The sequence below is a fragment of the Streptomyces sp. NPDC023481 genome (assembly GCF_055560195.1).
In genome coordinates this window covers 160,963-180,976 of sequence record NZ_JBVHJE010000010.1, presented here as the reverse complement: position 1 = coordinate 180,976, position 20,014 = coordinate 160,963, and the positions used below count along the sequence as shown (strand labels likewise).

17 protein-coding genes are annotated in these 20,014 nt (G+C 70.6%); 12 read left to right on the top strand and 5 right to left on the bottom strand.

Annotation, left to right across the window (positions count from 1 at the left end; translation table 11 throughout):
* Positions 1 to 45: 45 nt before the first annotated feature.
* Positions 46 to 1,626 carry an ABC transporter substrate-binding protein gene (locus ACZ3ZD_RS20955; RefSeq protein ID WP_467399380.1) on the top strand — a complete coding sequence of 527 codons (1,581 nt, stop codon included), beginning with the start codon at positions 46 to 48 and terminating at the stop codon, positions 1,624 to 1,626.
* Positions 1,627 to 1,707: 81 nt separating this feature from the next.
* On the opposite strand, the gene ACZ3ZD_RS20950 is transcribed toward ACZ3ZD_RS20955, so the two are convergent.
* Together ACZ3ZD_RS20950 and ACZ3ZD_RS20945 are read right to left on the bottom strand one after the other, a co-directional pair.
* The gene (locus tag ACZ3ZD_RS20950; RefSeq protein WP_208031337.1) at positions 1,708 to 2,379 is read right to left on the bottom strand and encodes a response regulator; all 672 of its coding nucleotides are present in this window, start codon (positions 2,377 to 2,379) and stop codon (positions 1,708 to 1,710) included.
* Between the two features lie 53 nt (positions 2,380 to 2,432).
* Complete coding sequence (locus ACZ3ZD_RS20945) at positions 2,433 to 3,395, bottom strand: RecB family exonuclease (RefSeq protein ID WP_467399376.1); 963 nt, start codon at positions 3,393 to 3,395, stop codon at positions 2,433 to 2,435.
* Positions 3,396 to 3,580: 185 nt separating this feature from the next.
* On the opposite strand from ACZ3ZD_RS20945, the gene ACZ3ZD_RS20940 reads away from it, so the two are divergent.
* The 3 genes from ACZ3ZD_RS20940 (at position 3,581) to ACZ3ZD_RS20930 (ending at position 7,300) form a co-directional block, all read left to right on the top strand.
* Positions 3,581 to 5,455: a site-2 protease family protein gene (locus ACZ3ZD_RS20940; RefSeq protein WP_467399373.1), complete on the top strand. Its 1,875-nt coding sequence runs from the start codon at positions 3,581 to 3,583 to the stop codon at positions 5,453 to 5,455.
* Between the two features lie 140 nt (positions 5,456 to 5,595).
* Positions 5,596 to 6,498: a tRNA (adenine-N1)-methyltransferase gene (locus ACZ3ZD_RS20935; RefSeq protein ID WP_467399372.1), complete on the top strand. Its 903-nt coding sequence runs from the start codon at positions 5,596 to 5,598 to the stop codon at positions 6,496 to 6,498.
* A gap of 226 nt (positions 6,499 to 6,724) precedes the next feature.
* Positions 6,725 to 7,300, top strand: a complete 576-nt coding sequence (locus tag ACZ3ZD_RS20930; protein WP_467399369.1) for a hypothetical protein — start codon at positions 6,725 to 6,727, stop codon at positions 7,298 to 7,300.
* 7 nt (positions 7,301 to 7,307) lie between these two features.
* Here ACZ3ZD_RS20930 and ACZ3ZD_RS20925 read toward each other — a convergent pair whose 3' ends face one another.
* Positions 7,308 to 7,610 carry a ferredoxin gene (locus tag ACZ3ZD_RS20925; protein WP_467399367.1) on the bottom strand — a complete coding sequence of 101 codons (303 nt, stop codon included), beginning with the start codon at positions 7,608 to 7,610 and terminating at the stop codon, positions 7,308 to 7,310.
* Positions 7,611 to 8,130: 520 nt separating this feature from the next.
* On the opposite strand from ACZ3ZD_RS20925, the gene arc reads away from it, so the two are divergent.
* The 6 genes from arc to prcA all read left to right on the top strand — a co-directional run bounded on the left by arc (position 8,131) and on the right by prcA (position 14,301).
* Positions 8,131 to 9,897 (top strand): proteasome ATPase, encoded by a 1,767-nt coding sequence (arc, locus tag ACZ3ZD_RS20920; protein WP_467399364.1) that lies wholly within the window; start codon positions 8,131 to 8,133, stop codon positions 9,895 to 9,897.
* A 232-nt stretch (positions 9,898 to 10,129) separates the two neighbouring features.
* Positions 10,130 to 11,641 carry a depupylase/deamidase Dop gene (gene dop / locus ACZ3ZD_RS20915; RefSeq protein WP_467399362.1) on the top strand — a complete coding sequence of 504 codons (1,512 nt, stop codon included), beginning with the start codon at positions 10,130 to 10,132 and terminating at the stop codon, positions 11,639 to 11,641.
* 172 nt (positions 11,642 to 11,813) lie between these two features.
* On the top strand, positions 11,814 to 12,032 hold the full coding sequence (locus ACZ3ZD_RS20910; protein ID WP_366011036.1) for a ubiquitin-like protein Pup: 219 nt from the start codon (positions 11,814 to 11,816) through the stop codon (positions 12,030 to 12,032).
* Between the two features lie 49 nt (positions 12,033 to 12,081).
* Positions 12,082 to 12,687 carry an endonuclease VII domain-containing protein gene (locus ACZ3ZD_RS20905; protein WP_467399359.1) on the top strand — a complete coding sequence of 202 codons (606 nt, stop codon included), beginning with the start codon at positions 12,082 to 12,084 and terminating at the stop codon, positions 12,685 to 12,687.
* The gene (gene prcB, locus ACZ3ZD_RS20900; RefSeq protein WP_467399356.1) at positions 12,639 to 13,484 is read left to right on the top strand and encodes a proteasome subunit beta; all 846 of its coding nucleotides are present in this window, start codon (positions 12,639 to 12,641) and stop codon (positions 13,482 to 13,484) included. The genes ACZ3ZD_RS20905 and prcB overlap by 49 nt, the downstream gene beginning before the upstream one ends.
* A gap of 61 nt (positions 13,485 to 13,545) precedes the next feature.
* Complete coding sequence (gene prcA, locus ACZ3ZD_RS20895) at positions 13,546 to 14,301, top strand: proteasome subunit alpha (RefSeq protein WP_467399354.1); 756 nt, start codon at positions 13,546 to 13,548, stop codon at positions 14,299 to 14,301.
* A 61-nt stretch (positions 14,302 to 14,362) separates the two neighbouring features.
* Here the strand turns inward: prcA and ACZ3ZD_RS20890 are convergent, their stop codons facing one another.
* Both ACZ3ZD_RS20890 and ACZ3ZD_RS20885 read right to left on the bottom strand, forming a co-directional pair.
* Positions 14,363 to 15,382, bottom strand: a complete 1,020-nt coding sequence (locus ACZ3ZD_RS20890) for a LacI family DNA-binding transcriptional regulator (protein ID WP_467399352.1) — start codon at positions 15,380 to 15,382, stop codon at positions 14,363 to 14,365.
* A 327-nt stretch (positions 15,383 to 15,709) separates the two neighbouring features.
* Positions 15,710 to 16,939 carry an MFS transporter gene (locus tag ACZ3ZD_RS20885; RefSeq protein ID WP_467399349.1) on the bottom strand — a complete coding sequence of 410 codons (1,230 nt, stop codon included), beginning with the start codon at positions 16,937 to 16,939 and terminating at the stop codon, positions 15,710 to 15,712.
* Between the two features lie 490 nt (positions 16,940 to 17,429).
* Between ACZ3ZD_RS20885 and pafA the strand changes: the two genes are divergently transcribed.
* Complete coding sequence (gene pafA, locus ACZ3ZD_RS20880; RefSeq protein ID WP_467399347.1) at positions 17,430 to 18,791, top strand: Pup--protein ligase; 1,362 nt, start codon at positions 17,430 to 17,432, stop codon at positions 18,789 to 18,791.
* A 144-nt stretch (positions 18,792 to 18,935) separates the two neighbouring features.
* Positions 18,936 to 19,940: an FKBP-type peptidyl-prolyl cis-trans isomerase gene (locus tag ACZ3ZD_RS20875; protein WP_467399346.1), complete on the top strand. Its 1,005-nt coding sequence runs from the start codon at positions 18,936 to 18,938 to the stop codon at positions 19,938 to 19,940.
* Positions 19,941 to 20,014: the final 74 nt, after the last annotated feature.

Genomic DNA, 20,014 nt, shown 5'->3' with positions numbered 1-20,014 from the left:
GGACGGCGGCCCCGGGTTGACGAACCGACGACAAGGCACTGTCCAGTGAAGATGCGCACCCAGTGGCCGGTCCTGCCCATCGTGGCGGGGCTGGCTTCCGGCCTGTTGACCGGCTGCGGCTCCGAGACCGGCGACTCCGGGGGCACCGGCTCCTCCGTGGTGATGGGAATGTCCGACGACGTCCTCGCCACGGACCCGGCGTCCGGCTACGACCCCGGCTCCTGGCTGTTGTTCGACAACGTCTTCCAGTCGCTGCTCAGCTTCCCCAAGGGCGGTACCGAGCCCCAGCCCGAACTGGCCAAGCAGTGCGCCTTCACCGACGCCCGGGCCATGGTCTACCGGTGCGAGCTGAAGGACGGCCTGAAGTTCAGCAACGGTGACGCCCTCACCTCCGAGGACGTGAAGTTCTCCTTCGACCGCATGCTGAAGATCAACGACCCCGCCGGCCCCGCGATCATGTTCCCGATGCTCGACAGGATCGACACACCGGACGCGAAGACGGCCGTCTTCCACCTCAAGGTGCCCGACGCCACCTTCCCCAGCAAGATCGCCTCCGGCGCCGGCTCCATAGTCGACCACCGCCAGTACGACGCGGACCGCCTGCGCACCGACCACCAGGCCGTCGGCTCCGGCCCCTACAAGCTGGACTCCTTCGACAACGGCCAGGCGGTCTTCTCCGTCAACGGCAACTACCAGGGCACCGCCAAGGTCAGGAACTCCGGCGTCACCCTGAAGTTCTTCCACGGCGACCGCACCGCCCTGAAGCAGGCCCTCCTCGACGGCGGCGTCGACATCGCCTACCGAGGCCTGACCGCCTCCGACATCGCCCAGCTCGACCAGCAGGACGACAGCAAGGGCGTCGACGTCGTCGAGGGCAGCAGCGCCGAGGTCCAGCACCTCGTCTTCAACATGCACGACCCGGTGGCCGGCAAGCTCGGCGTCCGCAAGGCCATGGCCTACCTCATCGACCGCGACGCCCTCATCAAGAACGTCTACCAGGGCACCGCCACCGCCCTGTACTCGATCATCCCGGCGGGCATCGTGGGCCACAACACCGCGTTCTTCGACACCTACGGCGCCCGCCCCTCCCGCCAGAAGGCCGCCGCCGCGCTGCACGCCGACGGCATCACCGGCAAGGTCAAGATCACCCTGTGGTCCACGCCGTCCCGCTACGGCCCCGCCACCGACCAGGAGCTGCAGGCCATCGCCGACCAGCTCAACGCCAGCGGCCTCTTCGACGCCGACGTGCGCTCCGTCGCCTACGGCCAGTACGAGAAGGACATCGCCGCCGGCAAGTACGGTGTCTACGTCAAGGGCTGGGTGCCGGACTACCCGGACGCCGACAACTTCACCGCCCCCTTCTTCGGCAAGGGCAACGTGCTGGGCAACAACTACAGCAACAGCACCATCACCAAGACCCTGATCCCCGGCACCGCCGCGCAGAGCGACCGCGCCGCGACCGACCAGGAGTTCGGCAGGCTCCAGGACATCGTCGCCGCCGAACTGCCCGTCCTGCCGGTGTGGCAGGCCAAGCAGTACGCGGTCGCCCGTGACGGCGTCTACGGCCTGGAGTACTGCCTGGACGCCTCCACGGTGTTCCGGTTCTGGGAACTCAGCAAGAGCTGACACCGGCTACGCCGAGGGCGCCCCACTCCACGGGAGGAAGGGCGCCCTTCGCCGTCGTACGACTCCTTGCCCTGCCGGTCCCTACTGGGCGCCGGGGCGCACCAGACCGCTCTCGTACGCGTACACCGCCGCCTGCACGCGGTCCCTGAGGCCCAGCTTGGTGAGCACATGCCCCACGTGCGTCTTCACCGTCGTCTCGCTCACGAACAGGTCCGCCGCGATCTCGGCGTTGGACAGCCCGCGCGCCACCAGCTTCAGCACCTCGACCTCACGGTCCGTCAGCGTGTGCAGCGTGTCCGGCACCGGCTCCTCACCCGACGGCAGATGCGTGGCGTACTTGTCCAGCAGCCGCCGGGTGATGCTCGGCGCCAGCATGGCCTCGCCGGCCGCCACCACCCGGATCGCCTGCACCAGTTCGTCGGCGGGCGCGTCCTTGAGCAGAAAGCCGCTGGCACCCGCGCGCAGCGCCTCCACCACGTACTCGTCCAGGTCGAACGTGGTCAGCACCAGCACCTTGGCCGGACCGTCCCGGCCGGGCCCGGTGATCTGCCGGGTGGCCTCCACGCCGTCCATCCGCGGCATCCGGATGTCCATGAGCACGACGTCCGGCTGGAGCGCACGCACCTGGTCGAGGGCCTGCAGACCGTCACCGGCCTCGCCGACGACCGCGATGTCCTGCTCGGCCTCCAGGATCATCCGGAAACCGGTACGCAGCAGGGGCTGGTCGTCGACCAGTAGGACGCGGATGGCCACGTGACACTCCTTCGCTAGTCCCGCCCCATTCTGCCCTGCCCGGATTTCCCGGATCACCCGGTCCCGGAGCCGGCCGGGCCGACCGCCAGCGGATACGGCGGGGGAGTGCCACCGAACTCCGGGCAGTGCGCCCGGTGGTCGCACCAGCCGCACAGCTTCGTCGGCCGGGGCCGCCAGTCCCCGCTCTCCGTGGCCTGCCTGATGGCCTCCCACAGCGCGTGCAGCCTGCGCTCCACCCGCTCCAGATCGGCGAGGTCCGGGTCGTACGTCAGCACGTCCCCACTGCCCAGGTAGACGAGCTGGAGCCGGCGCGGGATCACCCGCTTCAGCCGCCAGACCACCAGCGCGTAGAACTTCATCTGGAACAGCGCGCCCTCGGCGTACTCCGGGCGGGGCGCCTTGCCCGTCTTGTAGTCGACGATCCGCACCTCGCCGGTCGGCGCCACGTCCACCCGGTCGATGATCCCGCGCAGCCGCAGCCCCGACTCCAGCTCCGCCTCCACGAACAGCTCCCGCTCGGCCGGCTCCAGCCGGGTCGGGTCCTCCAGCGTGAACCAGCGCTCCACCAGCTGCTCGGCCTCGGCGAGCCAGCCGGCCAACCGCTCCCCTTCCGGGTCGTCCGCGAACAGCTCGGTCACCTCCGGCCGGGACTCCCTCAGCCGGTCCCACTGCCCCGGAATCAGCGCCTTGGCCCGCGGCGCGGTCCGCTCCCCGGCGGGCGCGTCGAACAGCCGCTCCAGCACGGCGTGCACCAGCGTGCCCCGCGTCGCCGCCGCGCTCGGCTTCTCCGGCAGCCGGTCGATCACCCGGAACCGGTACAGCAACGGGCACTGCATGAAGTCACTCGCCCGGGACGGCGACAGCGAACTCGGCGGCCCGGGCCTGCGCCCGCCGCCCCCGGTCGACGCGGTCGGGGGTGCTTCGGCCGGCTCCGTGGGCGCAGGCATCGTCGCGGCCGGGGGCGTGCGGTCGGCGCCGCCCGGCTGGGCCGCCGTCTCGTCGGTGCTGCTGTCCATGTCCACAGACCTTACGGCCCGCCACTGACAGTGACCCGGTCGCCGCCCGCGTCGACCGGACGACCCCGGGGCAAACACAAGGGGTGCCGGGGCGAAACGTGCCACCACGGCCGCATACCATCGACCAGAGACCCCTTCCGTCCGGCAGGTGCGGAAGACGCTTCGAACGAGGGGACACCGTGGACGTGAGCGGCGGGAGCGGGCAGCCGCGGTCCGGCAACGAAGAGCCGGCCGAGCACACCGCGGACCCAACGGCCCCGGCGCCCGAACCCGTCCCCCACTCCACCCCTGATCCCGACGCCGACGCGCCCCGCGCGGCCCATACCGGCCCGGGGCCCGACGCCGGCGCGTCCCGTGACGACACCGGCCCGGGCAACGGCGGCGCTCCGGACGCCCCCGCACCGCGAGACGCCGACGGGGTCCGCGGCGCCGGCAGCACGTCCGGCGGCCCCGCGCCCGGAGGCGCCGAACCCGGCCCGGAGACCGGCAGCACGTCCGCCACCTCCGCGCCCCGCGACGACGAAACCGGACCGCAGGAAACCGGACCGCACGAAACCGGACCGCACGAAACCGGACCGGATACGGGCAACGCGCCCGGCCCCGCGCCCCGAGACGACGGATCCCGCCCGGAGACCGGCCCCGCGCCCGACGCCCCCGCATCCCGCGACGCCGACACCGGCCCGGTCACCGGCGACGCGCCCCGCGACGAGGAAGCCCGCCCCGGGCCCGGCCACGAACCCGGCGACCCCGCGCCCCTAGACGACGAAACCCCGCCCGACGCCGGCAGCGCGCCCGGCCCCCACGGACCGGCCCAGCCGGACCCCCGCTCTCCCGGGGCCGCCCACGAGCACCGCTCCCTCGCCCACTCCGGCATCGCCAAGGGCGAACCGCCCGAGCCCCGGCCGAAGGAGCCCGGCGGGGGGATCCTGATGGGCCGGCCCTTCGGCGTGCCCGTGTACGTCGCACCGAGCTGGTTCCTCGTCGCCGCCCTGATCACCTGGGTCTTCGGCGGACAGCTCGACCGCGTGCTGCCCGGGCTGGGCGCCGCCCGCTACCTGGTCTCCCTCTTCTTCGCGGTCGCCTTCTACGCCTCCGTCCTGGTCCACGAGCTGGCCCACACGGTCGCCGCGATCCGCTTCAAACTCCCCGTCCGCCGCATCCAGCTGCAGTTCTTCGGCGGTGTCTCGGAGATCGAGAAGGAAGCCGAGACCCCCGGCCGGGAATTCGTCCTCGCCTTCGTCGGCCCGCTGCTCTCCCTCGTCCTGGCCGGCCTGTTCTACCTCGCCCTGAAGCCCGTGCAGTCCGACTCCGTCCCCGGCGTCCTGCTGGCCGGCCTGATGGCGTCCAACCTCATCGTGGCGATCTTCAACCTCCTGCCCGGCCTCCCCCTGGACGGCGGCCGCATGCTCCGTGCCGTCGTCTGGAAGATCAGCGGCAGGCCGATGACCGGCACCGTCGCCGCCGCCTGGGTCGGCCGCGCCCTCGCCGTAACCGTCCTGATCGGCCTCCCGCTGCTCAACCAGTCCGGCGCCCTCGGCGGCAGCGGCGAGGACATGGGCGGCATGGACACCGTCACCGACGCCCTGCTCGCCGCCATCCTGGCCGCGATCATCTGGACCGGCGCCGGCAACAGCCTGCGCATGGCCCGGCTGCGCGAACACCTCCCCGAACTGCGCGCCCGCACCCTCACCCGGCGGGCCGTACCCGTCGAGAACGACACCCCGCTCTCCGAGGCCCTGCGCCGCGCCAACGCCGCCGGCGCCCGCGCCCTGGTCGTGGTGGACGCCGACGGCCACCCGCTCTCCCTCGTCCGCGAGGCCGCCATCGTCGGCGTACCCGAACACCGCCGCCCCTGGGTGGCCGTCAGCGGCCTCGCCCAGGAGCTGACCGACGGCATGCGCGTCTCCGCCGAGCTGGCCGGAGAGGAACTCCTCGACGTCCTGCGCGCCACCCCGGCCACCGAGTACCTGGTCGTCGAGGAGAGCGGCGAGATCTACGGCGTCCTGTCCGCCGCCGACGTCGAACGAGCCTTCGTGAAGGCCATGGCAAGGCCCACCTGACAGCGCCCCGAGCCGGCACGCCCCGCGAGGGGACGGGCACCCGCGCGCCCGGCCACCACCGGCCCGCACCCCCGCACTCGCGTTCGCCCCCACCGCCTCGACTGGTCAGGCCCCCGGCAGGGAACCGGTACGCTGGTCACATGTCCGAACCGACCGGTGCCGCCCGCAGGCGCGGGCCCTTCAAGGTCGGGGACCAGGTACAGCTGACCGACCCCAAGGGCCGCCACTACACGTTCACGCTCGAAGCAGGGAAGAACTTCCACACCCACAAGGGCTCCTTCCCGCACGACGAACTGATCGGTGCTCCCGAGGGCAGCGTTGTCCGCACCACCGGCAACGTGGCCTATCTCGCGCTGCGCCCCCTGCTCCCCGACTACGTCCTGTCCATGCCCCGCGGGGCAGCCGTCGTCTACCCGAAGGACGCGGGGCAGATCCTGGCCTTCGCCGACATCTTCCCCGGCGCCCGCGTCGTGGAGGCCGGCGTCGGCTCCGGCTCGCTCAGCAGCTTCCTGCTGCGGGCCATCGGCGACCAGGGCATGCTGCACTCCTACGAGCGCCGCGAGGACTTCGCCGACATCGCCCGGCAGAACGTGGAGCGCTACTTCGGCGGACCGCACCCCGCCTGGCAGCTCACCGTCGGCGACCTCCAGGACAACCTGTCCGACACCGACGTCGACCGCGTCATCCTCGACATGCTCGCCCCCTGGGAGTGCCTGGAGGCCGTCTCCAAGGCGCTCGTCCCGGGCGGCATCCTGTGCTGCTACGTGGCCACCACCACCCAGCTCGCCCGGACCGTGGAGTCCATCCGCGAGATCGGCTCCTTCAACGAGCCGACCGCCTGGGAAACCATGATCCGCAACTGGCACATCGAGGGCCTGGCCGTCCGCTCGGACCACCGGATGATCGGCCACACCGGCTTCCTGCTCACCGCCCGCCGCCTCGCGGACGGCGTCGAGCCCCCCATGCGCCGCCGCCGCCCCGCCAAGGGCGCCTACGGCGAGGACTACGCCGGACCCAACGCCGACGGCGGCACCGGCCGCTGACCGGCACACGCGCGCGTACAACGTCAGGGCGCCGGGTCCGAGTTCCCCACCCACGGTGGGGAACTCGGACCCGGCGCCCGCCCGTTGACCCGGCGCCCGCCCCGAAACCCGCCGCGCGCGGGGCCGCCGCCTGCGGGAATGCCGCACCCCGCCGTTCCCTCGCACCGTGACGTGTGGCAGCATGCAGGCCATCCCACCGGCACAGCCCTCACAGGAGACACTCCTCGTGCAGCAATCCGCCGTTCCGGAGCTCGCCCACACCCATGCCCGGCCCATCCACTGGGTCGCCACCGCCACGGCCCTCGCGGGCGTCGTGGCCCTCTCCTCCGTCATCCAGCCCGGATCGGCCACAGCCGCCCAGTCCGCCCCCGCCGCGAGCAGCCCCGCGGCGCCCGCCGCAGCGCCCAGCACGGCCAAAGTGGCGTTCCCCCTGGAGTGCGGCCCGGTCAAGGCGGTCGTCGCCAAGAAGGCCACCGGAGACCTGGATGGCGACGGCAGACCCGAAACCGTCGCCGTCGTGCACTGCGACGCCCCCATGGGCACCCCGCCCGACGGGGTCTACGTCCTCACCCGCGCCGCGGACAGCGGCACACCGCGCGTGGTCGCCACCCTCGTCGAGCCCCGGCAACGGCTCACGGTCACCGACCTCACGCTCCGCGCGCGAGCCGTGTCGGCCACCCTGCTCGGTTACTCCTCGGACGCCGTGCCCAGTTGCTGCCCCGACGTGAAGACCCCGACCTCATGGCGGTGGAACGGCAGCGCCTTCCTGCGCTCCACACCGGCCGGGGCCCACGGCGTCTGAGCCGGGCTCACCCCGCCTCGGGCCCGTACACCTCGACCCTGTCCGAAACCCGGCGTACGTGGATGCACTCGCCGGGACACTCCTTCGCCGAGTCCACCACGTCCGTCAGCAGCGGCAACGGCACCGGCACGGTCGCCCCCGGAGCCTGGAGCAGCTCGTCGTCCGCGCCCTTCACATAAGCCAGCCCGTCGATGTCCAGCTCGAACACCTCCGGGGCGTACTGGGCGCAGATCCCGTCGCCCGTACACAGGTCCTGGTCGATCCAGACCTCCAGCGCCTCGCCGCCCGGGGCCTCCTGCTGCACGGTCATCTCTCCTGCCGTCGGTTCGCCAGGCGGCCCGGACGCCACGAGGGCCAGCCGGGTCCGCTCCAGCGGCTGTTGGACACCCTCGACCCTACCTCCGCCCGCCAGGCGGCCCGGTGGCACCGGTTCCGGGTTTCCGCTCCCGCCCGCTCGGGTACCAGCGCCGGACCGGAACAGGAGCACCCCGGTGGCCGGGTCGATCACTTCAAGCCACCACGGCGGTGACCCCACCCGCCGACACCGTCGCTCTGCGTGATGATCGTACGAGCGCTCTGCGGGCTGCCCGCGAACCGGCCCATCGGCCACGAGCGGACAACTCCGGCCAGCAGCGGAGGGATTCGACCGCACCCTGCCCGGAACAAGCGGCTTTCCCCTCACGTTGAGTGGGTATCCCCTCCGTGCGAGGGAGTGCGCACCGGGTGACCGACGACACACCTTGACAGTCAATGTGATCTAGGGGTTTCAATCGACACCCACCCAGGTAGGGTCTGGAAGCGTCCAGCTCCCCTTGGAGGAGGTGAGGACCGTGGCAGCCCACGACGACGACATGAACCGCGGCATCCGCCCGGGACGAGGGTCCGACGACCCGGCCGGGCAGATCGCCTACCTTGAGCAGGAGATCGCCGTCCTGCGCCGCAAGCTCGCCGACTCTCCGCGCCACACGAGGATTCTCGAAGAGCGGATCGTCGAGCTGCAGACCAACCTGGCCGGCGTGTCCGCCCAGAACGAACGACTGGCCAACACCCTCCGCGAGGCCCGCGACCAGATCGTGGCCCTCAAGGAGGAGGTCGACCGGCTCGCTCAGCCGCCGGCCGGCTTCGGTGTCTTCCTCCAGGCCAACGAGGACGGCACCGCAGACATCTTCACCGGCGGCCGCAAACTCCGGGTGAACGTCAGCCCCAGCGTCGAACTCGACGACCTGCGGCGCGGCCAGGAGGTCATGCTCAACGAAGCGCTCAACGTGGTCGAGGCCATGGAGTACGAGAGCGTCGGCGACATCGTCACCCTCAAGGAGATCCTCGAGGACGGCGAACGCGCCCTCGTGCTCGGGCACACCGACGAAGAGCGGGTGGTGCGGCTCGCCGAACCCCTGCTGGACGTCACCATCCGCCCCGGCGACGCCCTCCTGCTCGAACCCCGCTCCGGGTACGTCTACGAGGTCGTGCCCAAGAGCGAGGTCGAGGAACTGGTCCTCGAAGAGGTCCCCGACATCGGCTACGAGCAGATCGGCGGCCTCGGCAACCAGATCGAGGCCATCCGCGACGCCGTGGAGCTGCCGTACCTCTACCCCGACCTGTTCAAGGAGCACGAGCTGCGCCCGCCCAAGGGCGTCCTGCTCTACGGCCCGCCCGGCTGCGGCAAGACACTCATCGCCAAGGCCGTCGCGAACTCGCTCGCCAAAAAGGTCGCCGAGGTCACCGGCCAGGCCGCCGGCAAGAGCTTCTTCCTCAACATCAAGGGCCCCGAGCTGCTCAACAAGTACGTCGGCGAGACCGAGCGGCAGATCCGCCTCGTCTTCCAGCGTGCCCGCGAGAAGGCCAGCGAGGGCACCCCCGTCATTGTCTTCTTCGACGAGATGGAGTCCCTCTTCCGCACCCGCGGCTCCGGCGTCAGCTCGGACGTGGAGAACACCATCGTCCCCCAGCTGCTCGCCGAGATCGACGGCGTCGAGGGGCTGCAGAACGTGGTCGTGATCGGCGCCTCCAACCGCGAGGACATGATCGACCCCGCCATCCTGCGTCCCGGCCGACTCGACGTGAAGATCAAGATCGAGCGCCCCGACGCCGAAGCGGCCAAGGACATCTTCGGCAAGTACCTCACCGAGCGTCTCCCGCTGCACGCGGACGACCTCGCGGAACACGGCGGCGACAAGAGCGCCACGGTCCAGGCCATGATCCAGACCGCGGTCGAGCACATGTACGCCGAATCCGAGGAGAACCGCTTCCTGGAGGTCACCTACGCCAACGGCGACAAGGAAGTCCTCTACTTCAAGGACTTCAACTCCGGAGCCATGATCGAGAACATCGTGGGCCGCGCCAAGAAGATGGCGATCAAGGACTTCCTCGAAAAGACCCAGAAGGGCCTGCGGGTCTCCCACCTCCTCCAGGCCTGCGTGGACGAGTTCAAGGAGAACGAGGACCTGCCCAACACCACCAACCCGGACGACTGGGCCCGGATCTCCGGAAAGAAGGGCGAGCGGATCGTCTACATCCGCACCCTCATCACCGGAAAACAGGGCGCGGACACCGGACGCTCCATCGACACGGTGGCGAACACCGGTCAGTACCTGTAAAAGCAGGGCGGCTGCGGGTGCCCTCGGCGGGTACCCGCAGCCGGCTGTTTTTCGGGCCACGACCGGAGCAGCCAATGACGCAAATGATCTCCCCACCAGCGCAAAGGCGTTCTAGGCTCGTTCCTGCCGCCGAGTCGCGCCGTGCGGGGACGGGCACCGCACACGCACCGGAGCGCCAGCGGTACTTGAGCGGCGCCCACGACCGAGGGTGCCGCCGGGCAAGGAGGGCCGCATGACCGTACGGCGAGTAATGGGCATCGAGACGGAGTACGGGATCTCCGTCCCCGGCCACCCGAACGCCAATGCCATGCTCACCTCGTCCCAGATCGTCAACGCCTACGCGGCGGCGATGCACCGGGCCCGCCGGGCCCGCTGGGACTTCGAGGAGGAGAACCCGCTGCGGGACGCGCGAGGCTTCGACCTCGCCCGGGAGGCCGCCGACGCCAGCCAGCTCACCGACGAGGACATCGGGCTGGCCAATGTCATCCTCACCAACGGTGCCCGACTGTACGTCGACCACGCCCATCCCGAGTACAGCGCCCCCGAGGTCACCAACCCCCGCGACGCCGTCCTGTGGGACAAGGCGGGCGAACGGATCATGGCCGAGGCCGCCGAACGGGCGGCCCAGCTGCCCGGAGCCCAGCCCATCCACCTCTACAAGAACAACACCGACAACAAGGGCGCCTCCTACGGCACACACGAGAACTACCTGATGAAGCGGGAAACCCCCTTCTCGGACATCGTGCGCCACCTCACGCCCTTCTTCGTCTCCCGGCAGGTCTTCGCCGGCGCCGGCCGCGTCGGCATCGGCCAGGACGGCCACGAGCACGGCTTCCAGCTCAGCCAGCGCGCCGACTACTTCGAGGTCGAGGTCGGCCTGGAGACCACCCTCAAACGCCCCATCATCAACACCCGCGACGAGCCGCACGCGGACGCCGAGAAGTACCGCCGACTGCACGTGATCATCGGCGACGCCAACCTCTCGGAGATCTCCACCTACCTCAAGCTGGGCACGACCGCCCTGGTGCTCTCCATGATCGAGGACGGCTTCATCGCCGTCGACCTCGCCGTGGACCAGCCCGTGCGCACCCTGCACCAGGTCTCGCACGACCCGTCCCTCAAGCGACTGGTCACCCTGCGCAGCGGCCGCACACTCACCGCTGTCCAGCTGCAGATGGAGTACTTCGAACTGGCCCGCAAGTACGTCGAGGAGCGCTTCGGCGCCGACGCCGACGACCAGACCAAAGACGTGCTCAGCCGCTGGGAGGACACCCTCACCCGGCTGGAGAACGACCCCATGAGCCTGGCCGGCGAGCTGGACTGGGTCGCCAAGCGGGAGCTGATGGAGGGCTACCGCCGACGCGACGACCTCGACTGGGACGCGGCCCGGCTGCACCTGGTCGATCTCCAGTACGCCGACGTACGGGCCGAGAAGGGCCTCTACAACCGCTTGGCGGCCCGTGGGCGCATCAAGCGGCTGCTGGACGAGTCCGAGGTCGACCGGGCGCGCACGAAGCCGCCGGAGGACACCCGGGCGTACTTCCGCGGACGCTGCCTGGAGCAGTACGCGGATGACGTCGCCGCCGCGAGCTGGGACTCGGTCATCTTCGACCTCCCCGGCCGGGACTCCCTCCAGCGCGTTCCAACCCTGGAACCGCTACGCGGAACGCGAAATCACGTCAAGGAGCTGCTGGACCGCTGTCGCACCGCGGAAGACCTGGTCAGGGTCCTGTCCGGCAACTGAGCGCGACCAGCGGGTACTCGTTCCGACCCGGGCGGCCGGGGTGGAAACCCCACCGCCCGGGAATCATCCAGGTGGCCCCGGCATGTTGTGGAAACTGCGGGGCCGATGTCGGACCCGGACTATAGGGTCTGATCATCACCGATCGGCAGGCGAACTGAGCGGGGTGAGGGATATGGCGACCAAGGACACCGGCGGCGGCCAGCAGAAGGCGACGCACTCGACGGAACAGGTCGAGGAGCAGACGCAGGACGCGCAGGCCTCGGAGGACCTGAAGGAACGGCACGAGAAGCTGTCGGACGACGTGGACTCGGTGCTGGACGAAATCGATGACGTACTCGAGGAAAATGCCGAGGATTTCGTGCGCTCCTTCGTGCAAAAAGGCGGAGAGTAGAGGCGTAAAGGTCGGTTTGCCTTCGAATTGAAAGTCGCGGGGGGATTCGGTGGCTGAAGAGCCGAACGCGAAGGAATGCGGCAAGTGTGGGCGGTTCCTGCCTCGTGCGAGGTTCGCCCGGGACAGGAATCGGCGGGACGGCCTCCAGGCGTACTGCCGGGAGTGCGTGGCGGAGTACAGCGCCGCGCACTACCGGCGCCGCCGGGAGGCCATGGGGAAGCCGGTCCGGGAGAAGACCGACGTCCCCGCCGGGCACAAGCTCTGCCGGATGTGCGGTGTGGTCAAGCCGCACAGCGAGTGGCACAGGAACGCGACGGCGTCCGACGGACTCTCCACACGCTGCAGAGCGTGCCGGGCAGCCCAGGGACGCGCGGAGCACCTGAAGCGGAACTACGGCCTCACCGAAGCCGAGCGTGACGCGATGGTGGCCGGCCAGTGCGGCCTCTGCGCGATCTGCCTGGCTGCCCCGCCCGAGCATGTGGATCACTGCCATGAGACGGGTAGGGTCCGTGGCGTACTGTGCTTCAGCTGCAATGCCGCACTGGGGCAGTTCAAGGATCAGCCCGAGGTCATCAGGCGGGCTGCCGCTTATGTGGAAGGAATCGCGTGGAAGCCAACACTCGTAGCACCGGGCGTCTACCAGCTGCCTTCCTGACGCCGGGGTCCTCCTCCTTCATGGACTTCCTCTCGGAGCACCAGCCGGAGCTGCTGCCCGGCAACCGGCAGCTGCCGCCCGTCCAGGGCGTGCTCGAAGCGCCGCACGGCACGACGATCGTGGCCGCGACCTTCCCGGGCGGTGTGGTGCTCGCCGGCGACCGCCGGGCCACGATGGGCAACATGATCGCCCAGCGGGACATCGAGAAGGTCTTCCCGGCCGACGAGTACTCGGCCGTGGGCATCGCCGGCACCGCCGGCCTGGCCGTGGAGATGGTCAAGCTCTTCCAGTTGGAGCTGGAGCACTTCGAGAAGGTCGAGGGTGCCCAGCTGTCCCTGGAGGGCAAGGCGAACCGGCTGTCGACGATGATCCGCTCCAACCTGGGCATGGCCATGCAGGGCCTGGCTGTCGTGCCGCTGTTCGCGGGGTACGACGTGGACCGTGACAAGGGCCGGATCTTCTCGTACGACGTGACGGGCGGCCGTTCCGAGGAGCACAACTTCGCGGCGACGGGTTCCGGCTCGATCTTCGCGCGGGGTGCGATGAAGAAGCTGTTCCGTGACGACCTGACCGAGGAGCAGGCGACCACACTGGTGGTGCAGGCTCTCTACGACGCGGCTGACGACGACTCGGCGACCGGCGGTCCCGATGTCGCCCGCCGGATCTACCCGATCATCACGGTGATCACCGAGGACGGCTTCCGCCGGCTCAGCGAGCAGGAGGCCTCGGAGTTGTCCCGTGCGGTGCTCCAGAGGCGCCTGGAGGAGCCGGACGGCCCCAAGGCCGCCCTGCTCTGAGCGCGGGCCCTGTTCTTACCAAGGTGATCCAGTGACCATGACAGAAAGGGACGGATAACCGGTGTCGACGCCGTTCTATGTCTCACCCCAGCAGGCCATGGCCGACCGGGCGGAGTACGCCCGCAAGGGCATCGCCCGCGGTCGCAGCCTGGTCGTGCTGCAGTATGCCGACGGCATCGTGTTCGTCGGCGAGAACCCGTCCCGTGCGCTGCACAAGTTCAGCGAGATCTACGACCGGATCGGCTTCGCCGCGGCCGGCAAGTACAACGAGTACGAGAACCTGCGCATCGGCGGTGTCCGCTACGCCGACCTGCGCGGCTACACCTACGACCGTGACGATGTCACCGCCCGTGGCCTGGCCAACGTGTACGCGCAGACGCTGGGCACGATCTTCTCCTCGGCGGCCGAGAAGCCATACGAGGTGGAGCTGGTGGTGGCCGAGGTGGGGGAGACCCCCGAGGGCGACCAGATCTATCGGCTGCCGCACGACGGTTCGATCGTGGACGAGCACGGCTCGGTGGCGGTGGGCGGCAACGCCGAGCAGATCAGCAGTTTCCTGGACCAGCGCCATCGCGACGGTATGAGTCTCGCGGAGGCCCTGAAGCTGGCCGTGCAGGCTCTGTCGCGGGACACCAACGGCAGCGAGCGGGAGATTCCCGCCGAGCGCCTGGAGGTGGCGGTGCTGGACCGTACGCGTCCGCAGAAGCGGAAGTTCAAGCGGATCGTCGGTCGTCAGCTGGGCCGTCTGCTGGCGGCGGACGGTGCGAGCACGGAGGCGGAGAGCGCGGAAGGCTCCGAGGACTCCGACGAGGAGTGACCCGCCCCTCGCAGGTGTCGCCGGGTGCCCCGGCCGGATCTCCGGCCGGGGCACCCGGCGTTCACAGGGACGCGCGTGGCGGCGCTGTGGAGCCTCGGACGACGAGTTGGACGGGGATGTCCCCGCCTTCCGGTTCCCGGCCCTCCAGGACGGCCAGCAGGGCCCGCATGCCCCGTTCTCCGAAGAGCTCGGCGTCCAGTCGTACGGTGGTCAGCTCGGGGTCGAGGGCGGTGGCCAGGGCCAGGTCGTCCAGGCCGGTGACGGAGACGTCGTCGGGGACGCGCAGGCCGAGGCGGCGCAGGGCCTTGTAGGCGCCGGCGGCGAGCTTGTCGTCGTCGCAGACGACCGCCGTGGGGCGGGGTCCGGGCGCGGTGAGGGCGGCTTCGGTGGCGGCCAGTGCGCCCTCGATGGAGATGGGGGCGCGGGCCGTGCGGATCTCGGTGCCGGGGACGGCGGCGAGGTGGGCGGCCAGTTCTCGTGCGCGTACGTCGAAGGTCCAGGAGGGCACGTCGGCGGCCAGGTGCAGGATCCGGCGGTGGCCGAGGCCGAGCAGGTGTCGGGCGACCTGGTGGACGCCGTCGGCGATGTCGAGGTTCACGGTGGCGGCGCCGAGGCTGCCGGCGGGGTCGCTGTCGAGCATGACCAGGGGGAGTTGGTCGCCGCGGATGGCGGTGAGGGCGTCGGCGGCCATGGAGGAGGCGAGGACGCCGTCGAGGGCGGCCTGGGCGGAGGCGAAGGGGTCGCGGGCGGGGCCGATGCCTTCGGGGGAAGGGTAGAGGACGACGCCGAAGCCGTGTTCGGCTGCTACGCGTGCGGCGCCGGTGTAGACGCCGGCGAAGAACTCGGTGGTCAGGGCGGGGACGACGAGGAGGACGGTGCGGGTGCGGCCGAGGCGGAGGTTGCGGGCGGCCAGGTTGGGCCGGTAGCCCAGGTCGCGGGCGGCTTCCCGGACGCGTTCGGCGGTGGTCTGGGAGACCCGGCCGCGCCATTTGTCGCCGAGGACGAGGGAGACGGCGGCCTGGGAGACACCGGCTGCCTGGGCGACGTCCCGGCTGGTCGGGCGTGTGCTGCTGCGGGACACCGCTTACTCCCGGTCGTCTGGACGTGCGAACAGCGCACATGGTACGGCCGCGAGGGCGCCGGCCGGCTGTGCCTGCCGCCCCCGGCACGCACGAAAATCACGGTGCGATGGCCGCCGTGGCGTTGGGCCGTCGGCCGACCGGGGTGCCGGTCGGCAGCCGCAGGGCGTGCCCCGCTTCGAGGATCTCCGGGTTCCCCGTGGCCGTGTCCCGCCCTTCCGGGGCTCGCCGGGACGCCTCGGCCCCGGGTCCAGTCGCCGGCGGCCGTCCCCGCCGCCCCGGCCGGCCGGTTTCTTTCCGCGCCCCCGGCGCAGGGGTGGCCGGGCGGGCTATCGGGTCGATGACCTGGTGAGCGGGGTCGTGGACTCGGTCGGCTCCGGGGTGCCCGCATGCCGGTCCGCCTCGATCCGCTTCTGCCCGGTCAGGAGGATGAGGATGCTGACCGCGAGGCCCAGCACGCCGCACGCCGCCGCCCAGCTCGGGCCGCCGTGCTCCAGGACCAGTCCGACGACGGTGGATCCGAGCGCCATACCCGAGGTCATCAGTGTGACGAGCCAGGCGAACGCCTCGGTGGTGGTGCCTGCCGGGGCGAGCTCTCCGACCAGGACGAAGGACACCGTCAGCACCGGCGCGAGGAACAGCCCGGTCAGCAGCATCAGGCAGGACATCAAGGGTGGCGCGGGCACCAGGCACAGGAACGCGTAACCGGGTGCCAGGCCGACGGTCAGCAGCAGGGCCCGCCGTGCGGGCCGCCCGGGCCGGCGGCGTACGGCGCCGTAGGCGAGACCGCCGATCAGGGCTCCGAGGGCGTTGAGAGCCAGGAGGGTCGGGGCGCCCCCGGGCAGTCGGTGATCCTCCGCGTACGCCACGACGACCACATTGAGCGTGCCGAGCGCCACGCCCACGCCGGTGAGGCTGACCAGCAGGACGACGAGGCCTCGGCTGCGCAGCGGGCCGAGCCAGTCAGGATGGCGGGCGGGCGCCCGCCAGACCCGCGCCGGCTCGGCGGTGGCGACCACGAGTGCACCCACGAGTCCCAGCAGCGCGGCGGCCCACAGGGCTTTGGCCGGTGTGGCGACGGAGACACAGCCGGCGACGATCAGCGGCCCGCCCACGAAGATGAGTTCCTGGGAGGCGGAGTCCAGGGCGTAGGCCGACTCCAGTTTCCGGGGGGAGACGACGGTCGGCCACAAGGCCCTCAAACAGGGTTCCAGCGGCGGCGTCGCCGCTCCCGCCACCACGGCTCCGGCGACGACAGCAGCCTGTTGCCCGGGGGCCGCCGCGATCAGGAGGAACCCGCAGCCCGCCAGCGCGGCCGCCGGCAGCAGTACCAGGGGCTGGCCGACGCGGTCGACCAGCCGGCCGAGCAGTGGTCCTCCCGCGGCCGTGGCAAGGGCGTACGCTCCGACGGCCAGTCCGACGAACCAGTACGTCGCGCCTGCGTTGCGCAGTGCCAGGGGGATCGCGACCGCGGCCATCCCGGTCGGCAGCCGTCCCACAAGGGTGCCCACCAGCAGGCGGGTCACGTGCGGGCTTCGCAGGAGATGGGCGTAACTCATCGGGTGCCTGCCCTGGCGAGGCAAACCGGCGTGCCTTCCCGGCCGGGGGTGAGCGGCACCCGAGGGGCTTCGCTGTGGGAAGCCCGGTCGGCACCTGGGCGGGTGGCGGTTCCGGCCGGGCTGAGGATCTTGGTCACTGGACGTCCCTGTCGGCGGAGAGTGGGCGGCGAGGTGTCGGCCGTGCAGTCAGGTTATACGTAACACTTGGCCGGGCGCACCCGGCGTACGCCATGGACGCGATCGCCCGGGAGGCCGCGTTCACCGTCGGTCCGCCGCCGGTGCCGGCCGGCTCGCGAGGGCCCGTCCGGCGGCCGGAGGACCAGCGACGACACGGCTCCGGCGGCCCCCGGCGGCGCGAAACCCCGCGGGGTGCCACCGGCCCGGACCTGCTCCCGCGCGGGGCGCGGTCGTTGCGGCTTCATCGGAACCTGATCCAAATCGTGCTGCCGAACCCCGTTTCAGCTCGGGGGATCGGGCGTAATGTTCCCTCATGGACCGCCGCATTTTCGGGCTGGAGAACGAGTACGGCGTCACGTGCACGTTCAGGGGACAGCGCCGCCTGTCGCCTGACGAGGTGGCGCGGTACCTCTTCCGCCGTGTCGTGTCATGGGGCCGCAGCAGCAACGTCTTTCTGCGAAACGGCGCCCGGCTCTATCTCGACGTGGGCTCACATCCGGAATACGCGACCCCCGAATGTGACAACGTGACCGAACTGGTCACCCACGACAAAGCCGGCGAGCGCATTCTCGAAGGACTCCTGGTGGACGCGGAACGACGCCTGCACGAGGAGGGAATCGCAGGCGACGTCTACCTCTTCAAGAACAACACCGACTCGGCGGGCAACTCCTACGGCTGCCACGAGAACTACCTGGTGGCGCGGCACGGGGAGTTCTCCCGGCTCGCGGACATCCTCATCCCCTTCCTGGTCACCCGGCAGCTGCTGTGCGGCGCCGGCAAGGTGCTGCAGACCCCGCGCGGCGCGGTGTACTGCGTCAGCCAGCGCGCGGAGCACATCTGGGAGGGCGTGTCCTCGGCGACGACGCGTTCCCGGCCCATCATCAACACCCGCGACGAGCCGCACGCGGACGCGGAGCGCTACCGCAGGCTGCACGTCATCGTCGGTGACTCCAACATGTCCGAGACGACGATGCTGCTCAAGGTCGGCGCCACCGACCTGGTGCTGCGCATGATCGAGGCGGGCACCGTGATGCGCGACCTCACCCTGGAGAACCCGATCCGGGCGATCCGCGAGGTGAGCCATGACATCACCGGCCGGCGCAAGGTGCGCCTGGCCAGCGGCCGGGAGGCCTCCGCGCTGGAGGTGCAGCGCGAGTACTTCGACAAGGCCCTGGACTTCTGCGACCGCCGGGGCATCCGCACCGGTACGGTCGCGCAGGTCCTGGAGCTGTGGGGCCGCACCCTGGAGGCGATCGAGAACGAGGAACTGGACCGCATCGGGACCGAGATCGACTGGGTCATGAAGTACAAGCTCATCGAGCGGTACCGGGCCAAGCACAACATGACGATGTCGCACCCGAGGGTCGCCCAGATAGACCTCGCCTACCACGACATCCACCGCCGTCGCGGCCTGTACTACCTGCTGGAGAAGAAGGGCCAAGCGACCCGGATCTGCAACGACTTGAAGATCTTCGAGGGTAAGTCGGTGCCCCCGCAGACCACTCGGGCCCGGTTGCGCGGTGACTTCATCCGGCGGGCGCAGGAGCAGCGCAGGGACTTCACGGTCGACTGGGTGCACCTCAAGCTCAACGACCAGGCGCAGCGCACCGTGTTGTGCAAGGACCCGTTCCGTTCGGTGGACGACCGGGTGGAGAAGCTGATCGCCGGAATGTAGGCCCGGTTCCACGGGCAGGGTGTTCGGGCCCCGATTCGCCGGAACGCCACACGGGCGCCGTACGTTTCCCGTACGGCGCCCTTCTCGGGTCGTAGAGTTGCGCGCACGCCATCCGCAAGATCGACCGATTACGAGGGCTCTTCCGTGCGCCGACGCTCACTCCTCCTGGCCGCCGTACCCGCGGGACTGGTCACAGTCGCCGGATGCGGTGACGACAAGTCCGACACCAGCAAGGCCGGCGCCTCGCCGTCGCCCTCGGCCTCCTCCGTGCCCCCGCCCAAGATCGTGGAGGGGCCGCTGCCGGCGGTCACGGCGGGCACGAAGTTCGGTGAGAAGCCGACCGTGGCCAAGGGGACGGGTGAGCCGTCGAAGAACCTCGCGGTGAAGACGCTGATCGCGGGCAGCGGCCGGGTGATCGCGGAGAACGACTTCGTCCGCGCCGACTACCTGGGCCAGGTCTGGAGCACCGGCAAGGTCTTCGACAACTCCTTCGACCGCAAGCGCCCGCTGGTCATCCAGCTCGCCCAGGGCAGCATCATCGACGGCTGGCGGTATGCGCTGGCGGGCAGGAAGACCGGCAGTCGTGTGGAGATCGCCGTCCCGCCCACCTGGGGCTACGGCAAGCAGGGCAACGCGCAGGCGGGTATCAAGGGCACCGACACCCTGGTCTTCGTCATCGACCTGATCGACTCGTTCAACTCGAAGAGCTCGGCCACGGGGCGGCAGGTCCCGCAGACCGACGCGGCCCTGCCGAAGGTGGGCACCAACACCGACGGCCAGGTGCCCAAGGTGACCGTTCCCAAGGCCGCCCCGCCGAAGAAGCTCGTGTCGCAGTACGTGCTGGAGGGCGACGGCCCCGCGCTGAAGCCGGACCAGACGATCCTGTGCCAGTTCCAGGGCCTGGTCTGGGACGGCGGGAAGACCTTCCAGCGGACCTACGGCTCCGGCCGGCTCAGCCAGTTCGGGCTGGAGCAGATGCAGCAGGCGGTCAAGGGCCTGGCCCAGGGCCTGACCGGGAAGAAGGTCGGCAGCCGGGTCCTGATCGTGGTGCCGCCGGACCTGGGGTACGGGAACAACCCGCCGAGCGGCGGCGTCATCAAGAAGGGGTCCACCCTCGTGTTCACCGTGGACATCCTCGCGGCGATGTGACGCGGGGGGTGCCCGGGGCGGGCGTGAAGCCCGTGGAGATGAAAGACTGTCCGCGTTTCGTGTCGTACACAAGC